Source organism: Chitinophaga sp. NPDC101104, assembly GCF_050277495.1.
Lineage (GTDB): Bacteria > Bacteroidota > Bacteroidia > Chitinophagales > Chitinophagaceae > Chitinophaga.
Map to the genome: position 1 here is coordinate 2,136,636 of NZ_JBNNSF010000001.1, position 12,110 is coordinate 2,148,745.

The window sequence follows — 12,110 nt, forward strand, 5'->3', positions numbered from 1 at the left end:
CACGATGCACGGCAAGGCTACGTGATAAATTATCAATACTGAAACGCTGACAGGAAGATGAATGATGAATTTCGGGCTCGATAAACTTTTAGAATTGAACAATCAATGCTAGACGATTTTGTCAAAATAGGGCAGTATGAAATTAGCACTAATTATTTTATTTCAGCAAAAGTATTTTCCGAAGATGATGTTTTTTCAATGCCCGGAGAGAAACAGCAGTAGGCGGAAACGCCTGTTGACGCATCGTTTCGCAAGAAATGAAAAAAAGGTATCCCTTGTCATGGGATACCTTTTTTCATTCCGTTGTTGGTGTACGGTCGATTATTTCACCACGTACAACATGTCTTCATAATCATGCGCGGCTACATACAGGGGCACTTCGGCCCAGGGAGCCTTTCCTTTGGCAGCGGCCACGGTATGTTTGGCCAGTTCCTGGACCCGGAGGATGACGAGGTATTCATGCAGCTCGCATGCCTCGCGCAACTGATCGTCGCGGTAGCCTTCCGTTTCCATATATTTTTTATTGGTGGCCTGCAGCGGTTCGAAGCCCGTGATGGTAAGGGTTTTTTCCGATTCTCCGCTGAAGTCCTGCAGCCAGTCGAGGTTGTCGCGGTTGGCGATGGATTCGTAAGCCAGCAGGTGCAGGAACCACCGGTCGAAATGCGTCGTAAAACTGTTCATTTCGAGATAGAGTGCCTTGATCTCGAGTTCCTCTTCATCCGTCATATACGTCCAGGAATGATTGAAATACGCCGTGAGCGGCGCCTGGAGGTGCAGCAGGTCTTTGCCGATCACTTGCTGGAATCCGGACGCCGGAAGCCGGCCCAGCATCGCTTCCGCTTCCCGGATGGCCGTTTCTATTTGCCCCGACTGGATGAGTTCCTGTATTTGTTGCATGCTGCAAAGAAAGGACAATTCGCGTAAATGACGAATTAATAGACCGCCGCGCGCTGAAACCTGCTTCCGGGGCGGAAACAGAAAAGGGTAGCCGGCCCCTTCCGGCCAGCTACCCTTTCTATTTTGACGGAATAGTTATTTCACGCGCACCAGCCGCACTTCCTGGAGGTTCATTACGCCCAGGCCGGGTTTGGTCAGTGGTTTGATCGTGATGGCGTTTACGCCGGCCGTGGAGAGGTTCACGGTCCCGAGGTCCCAATCGCGGTAAGCGCTCCAGTTATTGTCGGTACTTTTCACCACGCCGGTAAGGGTGGATTTCCCGGCCGTCACCGCGATTTTCGATCCGGCAGATTCGTCCGTGCATGCCGCCCGGAGGACCACCTTGTACTTTCCGGGTTGCTTCACGCGGAGGTTCCAGGTGGCGGTGCCTGTCAGGGCGGTCCAGCTGTAAATGACCGGTTTGTCGCCCACCGAAAGCCCTACGCCCGGCGTGAGTATCGCATCGCCGGTATGCAGGCGGTAACCGCCGTCTGCATCCGGGAAAATTCCCATGGGAACGAGGGAATTTCCGGTAACGTCCAGTTCGATCACGGTAACGAGCTCGTTCCGTTTTGTATCGGCGATATCGATGAAAATGCCCTGTTCGTTCACTTCCGTGCGCAGGGGCGTGCGTGCGGCGTCTGCCAGCACGAATGCGCGCGGCGTGCTGCCTGCGTCCGGAGCGATCGGCACGTGCAGCCGGTTGTTTTCCGGCCAATGGAAAATATGGAGGAAATACTTGCCGGGCTTGGTGGTGATCCGCCCCCAGTTCACTTTGCCTACATTGTTGGCGCGGGAGCCGTAGATCGCTTCGCCGTTCATTTTCATCCAGCCGCCGATGCCCTGCATCAGTTCTATGCTTTTGGCCGGGATGGTGCCATCTCCCATAGGTCCCACGTTCAGGAGGTAATTCCCGCCTTTGGACACGATGTCGACCAGGTTCTGCACCAGTTCCTTACCGGTATGCCAGCGCTGGTTGTTTTTGCTGTAGCCCCAGGTGCCGTTCATGGTCATGCAGGATTCCCAGTCCATGTTTTTATAGCCCGTTTCGGGGATGAACTGCTCCGGCGTCACGAGGTCGCCATTGGCGCGGGTGTAATCGCTGTTGTCGTCGAAATGGTACAGCCTGTTGTTCATGATGATGTTGGGATGGTGCTTCTTGACCATGTCCACCAACGCGTTGGCGCCCCATTTCTCACCCTGGATCTCCTGCGAACTGTAGTCCCACCAAACCACATCGATAGGCCCGTAGTTGGAAAAAATCTCCCCGGCCTGCTGATGCATGTAGGCCACATAGTTGGCGTTGTTGCGGGTATCGTTCTTTACACCGCCGGGCGTAGGCATGCCGTGCTCCACATAAGCGTCGGGATGGTGCCAGTCCAGCAGCGAAAAATACACGCCTACCCGCAATCCCTGTTCGTGAAGGGCGTTCACGATTTCCCGCATGAGGTCGCGGCCGGTCACATCTTTCCCGTCGAACGTAGTGGTTTTACTGTCGTGCAGCGCAAACCCTTCGTGGTGGCGGGTAGTGAAGATGACATACCGGCAACCGGCTTCTTTGGCCGTTTTCGCCCATTCCCGCGCAAAATCTGGCTTCGGCCGGAACAGCGGTGTGAGCTGTTTTTCATAGTCCGCCGCCTGAACGTTGGCCATGTTTTGTATCCATTCCACGCATCCTTCGTAATCTTTTCCGTTCCATTCGCCAGCGGCGGCGCTATAAAGGCCCCAGTGCACGAACATCCCGAAGTGCGCGTCGCGGAACCAGCGCATACGCGCGTCCCGGATCGCTTCCGGCTCTGCCGCATTGGCTTTCAGCCCGCCGCCCGCCTGTGCGAACGTTCCGTATCCTGAAAGCAGCATCCCGCCGAGCAGGCACGTCTTCAACAAGTTTTTTCCCATCGTTTTCGCTATGTAAGTCAAATTCATTTACTGTTTGATAAAAGTGCAGTTACCAGTTCGGGTTCTGCTCCATGTTCGGGTTCGCGTTCAATTCTACCAGCGGGATCGGCCAAACGTAATCCCTGGCCGCGTTGAACTTCCTTTGCTCGATGATGACGGCCTTGCCGGTAGCAGGGTCTATCGCGCCTTTGGCGGGCTCGTTCAGGAGGATTTCCGCGGTTTTCCAACGGCGGATGTCGAACAGCCGCTGTCCTTCGAAAGCCAGTTCCACCTGTCTTTCCCGGCGTACCAGCTGCCGCAGGCTCGCCTGTGAATTGTACCGGCTCACGTCCACATCGGGCATTCCCGCGCGCGAGCGGATCATGTTGAGATAACGCACTACGTCGGGGTTTTGCCAGTCGTTCATTTCCACGAGGCTTTCCACGTAACTGAGCAGCACTTCCGCATACCGGATGATCATGAAGTTGAGCGATCCTTCCCAGGGCGTTCCGGCATCCTGCGGGTCGAGGTATTTTTTGATCCAGAAACCGGTTTGGGTGGATTGGGTGAGGCCGATCTGATCGGGGCTTCCTACTTTAAACGGTTCCAGTTTCCTGTTCACGAACGTTTCTCCGGGAAGGAGCACGCTGGCGGCTAAACGGGGATCGCGGTTGTTTTTGAACGCGGGGTCGGCCTGGTAGATAGCGATGCTGTCCGGCCCCAGTTCATTGATCGTTTTGCCCTGCAGCGTTTCGTATGTGTTCACGATCGCGGCGGTGGGGCTCGTTGTGGCCTGTCCGCTAAGGCTTTTGGGCCCGAACCGGAAAAACGCTTCCTTCTGCCCCCGCACGCGGAAAAAAATCCTTTCCTTATTGATCATCCCACTATAGGAAAAGAGGGAGGCATAATTGCCGACAGCGGCGTCGGTACTATGATGCAGCTCATATACGTTCAGGTCGATGACCTTTCTGGCGGCTTCCGCGCATTTGGCGTAATCGCCGGCATTGAGGTACAGCAGGGTTTGCAGGGCATAGCAGGTGCCTTTGCTCATGCGGTAGGCGTCGGCTTCCGAGTAAGTGGCGGGCAGGCCGGCCGCAGCGGTATCGAGCTCCGCGGCGATGAAAGCGATCACTTCCTCGCGGGAGCTGCGTTTGGCGAACTGTTCGTTGGGCGACAGTGAATGGTTCACGATCGGGATGGGGCCGTAAAGCAGGAACAGGTCGAGGTGGTACCAGGCGCGGAGGGCGCGGGCTTCGCAGGCATAGCGGTTTTTACGGTTCGCATCTTCCACATAAGCGCGATTGTAGTTTTCGAGGAAACGGCTGGCTTTGCGGATGAAGAGGTAGCTGTTCCGGTAGATTTCATACACCGAGTTGGTCTGGCTGGTGGCCAGGCCTACGGGATAGGTTTGCCAATCGCCGTAGTTCCCGCGGAAAACCGCTTCGTCCGTTGTGCCGGCGAGGTGCATCCTGCAGTTCGACATATAATCGTAATTGCCGAGGGAACCGGTGGGCAGGCCGGCGTAAATGCCGCCCAGGGCGCTTTGCAGATCGGTTTCCAGTTTCCACCATTTTTCGTCGGTAGTGGCGGTAGGGTTGTCGCGCACGAGGAAGTCCTTCTTGCAGGCGGCAAAGAAAGGAATGGCGAAAATTATCGATAACAGTATGAGTGAGTTCCTTTTCATGAATGGTAGTTTGTGGATCAGAAAGTAACGTTCAGGCCGGCGGTGTACATTTTCATGACCGGGTAGGTAGACTGGTCGCCCTTGCTTTCGGGGTCGCCGACTTCCCTTTTGCTGAAGGTGAACGGGTTCTGGGTATTGAGGTAAACGCGCACGCCCTTGATGCGGAGCGGCCCTGAAGCGGCCATGGGAATGTTATACCCGAGCTGCACATATTTCACGCGGGCGAAAGCACCGTTAACGGCCCAGAAATCCGAAAATTTCTCATTGGGGCCGGGGGAGGGCAGCAGGCGCGGGAAGCGGGCGCCGGGGTTTTCGGGCGTCCAGTAGTCCAGGTGCCAGGTCAGCGGCGTACCGCCTTCGCCGGCGGCGTTGAACGGAATGGCCATTCTGCCGTTATAGAAGGAAACCACCTGCCCGATGCCGGTTACCATGGTCTCGAAATCGAAGCGTTTCCATTTGAGCGATACACTGGTGAACCAGGTGTTGTAAGGGTCTGCGTTGCCGAGTTTCACTTTGTCGTTGTCATTGATGACGCCGTTACCATCGGTGTCGGCGTAACGGATATCACCTGCAGCCTGCCCCTGGATGATGGGCACGCCTTTTTCGATGTCTCCCTGCTGGAGGAGCCCCATGCTTTTGAACCCGAAATATTCAGACAGCAAGCCGCCTTTCTCGCGGATGATGTTGCCATCGATCAGCGGTGTGGCCTGCGCCAGTTTCAGCAGGGTGGATTTGTTATGCGAATACCCCACGTTGAACGCGATATTGAGGTCTTTGGCGAGGTCTGCGTTGTAGGAGAGCTTCACTTCCCATCCGGTATTCTTCATGCTGCCGATATTGACGGGCGCGCTGCTGATGCCGGAAGTGAGGCTGGGTTGGGGATAGAGGATGAGGTCGGTCGTTTTTTTGTTGTACCAGTCGAACGTTACGTCCAGCTTGTTTTTAAATAGACTGATGTCCGTTCCGATGTCCAGGATGCCGACTTTCTCCCAGGTGATGTCCGGGTTGCCGAAAGTGGTTTCGTTGCCGCTGCCGGCGTCGATGGTAGACTGGTACTGATAGGCGCCGATGTTGTTATTGCCCAGTTTGCCGTACGAAGCGCGGATCTTGAATTGGTCGAGGAAGGTGAGGGATTGCATGAAGTCCTCGTTGCCCACGTTCCATCCTGCGGCGATGGAGGGGAAATTCCCCCATTTTTTGCCCGGCGCGAAGAGCGAAGAGCCATCCCGCCTGATGCCCGCTTCCAGCAGGTATTTATCATTAAAGCTATAATACGCCTTTCCGAAAACGGAGGTCAGCGTTTTTTCCGTCCACGCGTCGGAATTGTTCATTTCCTTCGAGTATCCGCCGATCACGTTCAGGCGGTGCTTCCCGAACGTTTTCGTGTAATCGAGGTTACCGCCGGTGTAGTAATAGCTGGAGCGGTTGGTGGGCCCGGCGGATTTGATATCTGTGAAATCGCGCCCTGTTTTCTGGTCGGTAAAATAATCGAAGAAGAGATAGGCGTCGCGGTTTTGCTTGTCGCCCCCGGAGGAAACGCGGTAGCTGAATTGTCCTTTCAGGAGCAATCCCGGCAGCAGTTCCCATTTGGGCCGGAGGTTGATGAGCACTTCGTCCCTGATGCGGTTGATGAGGCCGCCTCTTTCCGTATTGGCGACGGGGTTCCAGCTTTCGCCGTAAGTGCCGTAGTAAGTATATCCAGGCCTTTCGGGTTTATCGGGGAATTTGGACGCCAGGTTCGGCGGTGCCGTGTACACCCAGCTCAAAATGCCGCCGGTGCCGCGTCCCAGCGCATAGGGCTCCTTCTGCTCGTCGCGCGAGGCGAAGAGGTCCATGAACACCACGATGTTCTTGCTGAGGTCTACGCTGGTGTTGGCCCTCACGTTCGCACGGTTGAACGAGGAATTGTTGACCATGCCCTGCTGGCTGAGGTAGTTGGCCGTGAGCGCGAACCGCGCGGCGCTGTTGCCGCCCGATACGGAAATGGAATGCTGCTGGATGGAAGATTTCGGGCGAACGACCTCATCGCGCCAATGCGTATCCGGGTAGCGCACGGGGTCCGACTTGCCGGCCGTTTGCCGGATGGCGTCATCGGAATACAGGGGATCGCCGCCGTTGTTTTTCAGGGCTTCGTTGGTCATGCGCATGTAAGTGGCGGCATCTACGAAGTTCGGGGTGAAGGTGGGCGTCTGGAAGCCTGCGTACCCGTTGTACTGGAGGTTGACCACGCCGGGCACGCCTCTTTTGGTGGTGATGAGGATCACGCCGTTGCCCGCCCTGGCGCCGTACACGGATGCTGCTGCTGCATCTTTGAGCACGGAAATGCTTTCGATGGTATTGGGGTCGAGCTTGTTCATGTCGAACGGAACGCCATCTACCAGTACCAGCGGGTCCGAGCTGAGGAAGGTGCCCACGCCGCGAATCTTGATGGCGGCCGCGTCGCCACCCGGCAGGCCGGAGCCCTGGGAAACGTTGATGCCGGTAACGCCGCCCTGCAGGGCCTGCGACAGCTGCGTGATGGGTTTGTTATTCAGGTTGGCCAGGTTTACCGTGCCTACGGAGCTGGCCATGTGTTTTACTTTTTGTTCCGTGAACCCCGTTACCACGAGCTCGTTTAGGCTGCTCACGTTTTCCGCGAGGGAGATGGTGAGGTTGCGCTGGCCGGCGGTTACGGTGTGTTCCCGGGGTTTGTACCCCATCATGGAGAAAACGAGCACATCATTGGCGCTGGCCTTGATCTCGAAATAACCGTCGGGGTCGGCGATCATGCCGCGGGATGTTCCCTTTACGGAAACGGTAGCGCCAGGGATGGGTTGCGGAGGCTCGGCCTGGTCGAGGATGCGGCCCCTTACCAGCACGGAATCCGCGGATATTTTAACCGGTTGCGCGCTGGGGAAGATCAGGATGTTGTTCCCTTTTTCCTTCCAGGCGTAGCGGCGCTGGAGCAGCAGGGCGTTGAGCACATCTTCCAGCGGAGTGTCGTGGAAGGAGGCGGTCACCAGCTGGTCGCCGTTCACCTGCGTGGCGTTGTAGGCGAAGCGCAGCGGGGTTGCTTTTTCTATCCGGCGCAATACCTGCAGCAGGGGCTCGTTCCCGGCTTTAAGCGTGAGCTTGAGTTCTTTCAGCCGCTGGGCGGAAACGTTTTCCGCTTTTAACGTGGAAAAAGTGGCGGCGAATAACGCGATGAATAAAGTGGAAATCCGCATGAACGCTAAAAAATTTTGGTTGACAGCACAGCGCAGCGGTGCCCGTGGCACAAAAGCTGCCCGTGCCATTTCATTTCCATGAAATTGCATAGATTTGTAAGGGTTTGTTTGTTACGCAAATAGAACTCGAATTCCGGCCGCCTTGTCTGACCACAGGGCGGCTTTCTCGTTCCGTTTAGTTTTTCTCTTGTCGTGAATGTTGCTGGTGCCAGCGGTGTTAATTCCTGCTGAGCGTGATCTGTTTTTGTTGTTTGTTTACGTGGTAAGTAATATTGTTCACATCACATATAATGCTGAGTAGTTCTTCCAGTGGCGCGCTCCTGTTGAAGCTGCCGGTAAATCGTTGCTGCAGGATGTTGTTGTCTGTCGTATGGATCGTATATCCGTACCATTGTTCGAAGATGGCCATGATTTCCGCCAGCGATTGCTTGTCGAACTGCAATTCCCCGTTCTCCAGTTCCGCCAGCTGAAGGCGGCTTAATTTGAACTGCGACGCGTTGCCGTTCGTTGAAAGCAGCCTGTCGCCCGCGGCGAGGGTGCCCAGCACCTGGCGGTCTCTGCTCACCCGGACTTTCCCTTCCAAAACCGTCACCGTCAAACTGTCCGTTCCCGGGAACGCCACGATATGGAAAACGGTGCCCAGCACTTGGGTGGCCACGTTCCCCGTTATCACCACGAACGGAATGCTGGCGGCGGCTACGTCGAAACTGGCGTTCCCTTCCAGCGAAACTTCCCGCTGACTGCCGGCAAATTTTTTCTCGAAGCGGATGGTACTGCCCGGTTGCAGGCTTACGACGGAACCGTCCGGCAATGCCGCCGTACGGGGTTTATCGGTCGCTGCCCAGACTTCCATTTCCTTCGGCCGGGGCCGCAGGTAAAGGAACGCCGCGGCACTGCCGACGAGCAACAGCACGGCCGCCGCCCATTTCCAATAGAGGCGGATGCGCGGCGTGAACACCTGCTCCTGCAGACTGTCCAACTGCCGGATACCGGCGATGCGCTCACCGATCGACTGCTTCAATTCCTGCCGGACCTGTGCGGATTCCTCCGATCGTGCTTCCAGCCAATTTTCCGTTTGGTCGAATGATGCGTACCAGTTTTCGACCCATCGCTGTTCGGCCGGCGTGGCTTCTCCGTTCAAATATTTTTCGATCAGGATCAATAAATGATCATTATCCATGTAGGCGCTTTCTATACTTAACGATCCACACAGGGTTTACCGCCACTCCCAAAACGGATAATCAATTTTCATTCATTTTATGTGAAAATAATATTACCGGCCCGTGCTGAATATGGTTACGTTTGCAGGACATACGCTTCATTATCAGCCATACACCAACATACAACGAAGACGAGCTTTTCCGCATGCTACTGGCGGGGAAGGAAGAAGCGTTCGACGCCATTTACGACCGGTATGCGCTGCCGTTGCTCAACGCGGCCTACAAGCGGCTTCAATCGAAAGAAGAGGCGAAAGAGGTGGTGCAGGAAGTTTTCATTGGTTTATTTCTGAAGAAAGATGCCATCAAACATGCGGGCAATTTATCCGGCTACCTGTTCACCGCGCTGCGCAACAAGGTGCTCGACATAATTAGGACCGACCTGCTGCATGCGTCGCACCATCAGCAAATGCGATTGCTGCAATCGCCCCACACGGAAATCGATCATCAGCTCGAGGCCAAAGAACTGGAAATAAGTATCCGCAAAGCGATCGCGCAATTGCCGGACAAATGCCGGGAAGCGTTTTTGCTGAGCAGGTACGAGGGTTTGTCGTACAAGGAGATCGCCGGGATATTGAAAGTGTCCGTGAACACGGTGGAGAAGCACGTGGGCAAGGCGCTCCGGCTGCTCCGGCTGCAGTTGAACGATACGGGGTTGTTGCTGTTGTTGTTGCTCCTCTTCCGATAACTTTTGCCGGTCCTGCAAAAAAAAGCTGCCAGGCCGAATCGTTGGCCTGGCAGTGGAAATTTCATTTTCAATTGATGGTTAACTGTAATCCGGGTGCATCGCGGTCGCTGCTGGTGTGCACGTTTTCCAATTGTCTTTCGCCTGGCTGGATCACCTCGCGGATTGTTTAAAACGGATATCCTGTTTGCTGATCATTGTCTGACAGGCGCCGGATTTTCCCCCGTAAAATGAAACCAGTTCACATCCAAATATCCATCTACGCCTTCCTTCGTGGTGCTGAAATTGAACAGCGCAAAACGGTTGGCGGTCCACACGAGCCCCAGGTCCATTTTCAATGTATTGCCGAACTGTTGGAAATCGCGTCCATTAATACTGTAGGAGAACGTTGCGAGAAATTGCTGGTCGGTTGCATGCGCCTTGATCCAGATCTTTGACGGCGCGAATTGCGGGATGCTGTCGATCACTTTGCCATCGTTCACCATGATGAGCGTATTGCTACCGGCCTCTTTGCGGATGGCGATATAGGCGTACGGAAACTCGAAGATCCCGAAACCCGCCACATTGCCTGGTTTAAGGCCCCTTGTATCTATTTCGGCGATGCCTTCCGACGCGGGGCCCTGCACCCTTTGCGTGAGCGTGTTGCGGGCGGTTTTGAGGTCTTCGGCGAAAGAAGCCTTCAGCCGTAAATGCCCTTTCCGCTCCTTCAGCGACCATTTGCTGTTGTCCGGGTTATGGTTCCACTGCCACTGCAAACCCAGTTTGCCGTTGTTGAACTCGTCAGACGTGGCAGGCACCACGACGGGGAAATTTTTCCCGAGATCAGGTTTCTTCCCGGAAGCGTATCCCTTGCCGTTTTCGCCGAGGATGGGCCAACCGTCTACCCAGTTCACCGGTAGCAGATGCGGTACCCGGCCGATGGGGCCGCGGTCTTGCATGATGATGAACCACCAGTCGCCGTTCTGCAACTGCACCATGCCGCCCTGGTGGAGGCCGTTGTTGGGGTAGGAGCTTTCGTCCTGGTAAATGACTTTGCTTTCGTACGGACCGGTAATGTTTTTGCTGCGCAAACAAACCTGCCATCCTTCCGTACCGCCCGCCGGGTTGGTGATATAATAATACCCGTTGATCTTGTACATGTGCGACCCTTCCATGCCATAAGCCGGATAAGGCGCCGTGGAGCCCTCTGGACGACGGATGCGCCCCCGCCAGATGGGGATCGTATCAAACGGCTGTTTTACCGACAGTGCGTCGGCGTTCAGCTCGGTCAGATAAAGCGTCCCGGAACCATGCACCACGTACACGCGCCCGTTGTCGTCGAAGAACAGGCCGGGGTCGTAGAGATATTGTGGGAAGATGGTACGCTTCCAGGGGCCTTTCACATCTTTGGCCACGCAGATCGAAAACCGGCCGCTGTCGGCCCCCCAGCCATCCGGCGTACAAAACCCGACGTAGAAATTCCCGTTGTGATGCCGGATCGTATTGGCCCAGGAACCGTTGAGGTACATGGTGCCGCCTTGCATGTCGAATTTCGGGTCCTCATCGTAACGGTCGAGGGCATAGCCGGCCATTTCCCAGTTCACCAGGTCTTTGGAGCGGAGGATAGGGCTCCCGGGCACGTAGTGCATGCTGGTAGATACGAAGTAGAAATATTCGCCGACGCGGATCACGTCCGGATCGGGCCAGTCGCCCCAGAGGAAAGGGTTTTTGAAAGTACCGTCGCCGTTGTCTGCCGTGTAGGCTTTCGGTGGCTGTTGCGCCATCAATGGCCCGCCCGCCAGGCAAACGCCTGCGAGTAACATAAAGAGTGCTTTTTTCATGGTCGTTGTCTCCGTGGAAGCGCGCGTTGCTGAATCGCGGCTTCTTATGTAGTGAGTAGCATTTGTGATGTTCAAAGGTGAAGAACGGGGATGGTTCCCATCACAACGATATTGATTATTTCAGATGGTATTTTTGCACCAGTCTTTCTGGGGAGGAGCTGGCCAAACAACTGGCGGAACTGTTGAAATAACGATATGTTGAAAATCCCGATCAGCCGCAGGCGCCGCAAGGTGTCTGCGGCTTTTTTCGTTTGCTGGTAGAGGTGCCTGATGGCTCCCCGGTGCAAAAAAAATGAGGAAACGCTTGCTTTTATGTACATATGTACATACATTTGAAAAGCCGGTATGATTTGGATCGGCGTCCAATTTTCGGCGAAAATGCAGGGGAATAACGCTTAAACGGACATTTATCACATCGAATACGAATGCCAGTAGGAGAAATGATGACGCTTGTCAGGCTGATGTGGCATTTCGTTCAAAATGCAACTGACGATACCGGCGAAAGATTGTTATTATCACGAGTTGTCTCCCGGTTTTATCCGCCGGCAATATCATCCAGCTGCGCTGTCCAACAAGAACGGCGGAGAGGATCGCCGTCAGGAACCTATACGTAAACGGAGGCATGGTGCATTGCGTAACGCAGCAACAGCCCGCGGATTAACAAACCCTGTGAATTAAGGATAC

9 protein-coding genes are annotated in these 12,110 nt (G+C 55.2%); 2 read left to right on the plus strand and 7 right to left on the minus strand.

Translation table 11 applies throughout. The annotated features are described in order from the left end of the window. Window positions 1-321: 321 nt before the first annotated feature. From ACQKLP_RS08660 to ACQKLP_RS08680, 5 genes are all read right to left on the minus strand, one after another. Window positions 322-897, minus strand: coding sequence for a hypothetical protein (locus ACQKLP_RS08660; protein WP_427321980.1), 576 nt, complete (start codon window positions 895-897; stop codon window positions 322-324). Between the two features lie 135 nt (window positions 898-1,032). Then, window positions 1,033-2,823: an alpha-L-fucosidase gene (locus ACQKLP_RS08665; RefSeq protein ID WP_427321982.1), complete on the minus strand. Its 1,791-nt coding sequence runs from the start codon at window positions 2,821-2,823 to the stop codon at window positions 1,033-1,035. 61 nt (window positions 2,824-2,884) lie between these two features. Beyond that, window positions 2,885-4,498, minus strand: a complete 1,614-nt coding sequence (locus ACQKLP_RS08670) for a RagB/SusD family nutrient uptake outer membrane protein (protein ID WP_427321984.1) — start codon at window positions 4,496-4,498, stop codon at window positions 2,885-2,887. Window positions 4,499-4,515: 17 nt separating this feature from the next. Continuing rightward, window positions 4,516-7,704, minus strand: a complete 3,189-nt coding sequence (locus ACQKLP_RS08675; RefSeq protein ID WP_427321986.1) for a TonB-dependent receptor — start codon at window positions 7,702-7,704, stop codon at window positions 4,516-4,518. 217 nt (window positions 7,705-7,921) lie between these two features. Further along, window positions 7,922-8,884: a FecR family protein gene (locus ACQKLP_RS08680; protein WP_427321988.1), complete on the minus strand. Its 963-nt coding sequence runs from the start codon at window positions 8,882-8,884 to the stop codon at window positions 7,922-7,924. A gap of 122 nt (window positions 8,885-9,006) precedes the next feature. On the opposite strand from ACQKLP_RS08680, the gene ACQKLP_RS08685 reads away from it, so the two are divergent. Next, a complete protein-coding gene (locus ACQKLP_RS08685; protein WP_427321990.1) occupies window positions 9,007-9,609 on the plus strand; it encodes an RNA polymerase sigma-70 factor in 603 nt (200 codons plus the stop codon). A gap of 191 nt (window positions 9,610-9,800) precedes the next feature. On the opposite strand, the gene ACQKLP_RS08690 is transcribed toward ACQKLP_RS08685, so the two are convergent. Both ACQKLP_RS08690 and ACQKLP_RS08695 read right to left on the minus strand, forming a co-directional pair. After that, on the minus strand, window positions 9,801-11,408 hold the full coding sequence (locus ACQKLP_RS08690; RefSeq protein WP_427321992.1) for a glycoside hydrolase family 43 protein: 1,608 nt from the start codon (window positions 11,406-11,408) through the stop codon (window positions 9,801-9,803). Window positions 11,409-11,497: 89 nt separating this feature from the next. Continuing rightward, a complete protein-coding gene (locus ACQKLP_RS08695) occupies window positions 11,498-11,746 on the minus strand; it encodes a hypothetical protein (protein WP_427321994.1) in 249 nt (82 codons plus the stop codon). A 233-nt stretch (window positions 11,747-11,979) separates the two neighbouring features. Here ACQKLP_RS08695 and ACQKLP_RS08700 point away from each other — a divergent pair, with 233 nt between their 5' ends. Further along, window positions 11,980-12,087 carry an agmatine deiminase family protein gene (locus tag ACQKLP_RS08700; protein WP_427324358.1) on the plus strand — a complete coding sequence of 36 codons (108 nt, stop codon included), beginning with the start codon at window positions 11,980-11,982 and terminating at the stop codon, window positions 12,085-12,087. The last annotated feature ends 23 nt before the right edge of the window (window positions 12,088-12,110 follow it).

Bases quoted from the DNA above. Each gene is read 5' to 3' on its own strand.
- ACQKLP_RS08680 (WP_427321988.1), bottom strand. From the start codon at position 8,884: ATGGATAATGATCATTTATTGATCCTGATCGAAAAATATTTGAACGGA.
- ACQKLP_RS08695 (WP_427321994.1), bottom strand. From the start codon at position 11,746: ATGTACATAAAAGCAAGCGTTTCCTCATTTTTTTTGCACCGGGGAGCC.
- ACQKLP_RS08690 (WP_427321992.1), bottom strand. From the start codon at position 11,408: ATGTTACTCGCAGGCGTTTGCCTGGCGGGCGGGCCATTGATGGCGCAA.
- ACQKLP_RS08660 (WP_427321980.1), bottom strand. From the start codon at position 897: ATGCAACAAATACAGGAACTCATCCAGTCGGGGCAAATAGAAACGGCC.
- ACQKLP_RS08675 (WP_427321986.1), bottom strand. From the start codon at position 7,704: ATGCGGATTTCCACTTTATTCATCGCGTTATTCGCCGCCACTTTTTCC.
- ACQKLP_RS08670 (WP_427321984.1), bottom strand. From the start codon at position 4,498: ATGAAAAGGAACTCACTCATACTGTTATCGATAATTTTCGCCATTCCT.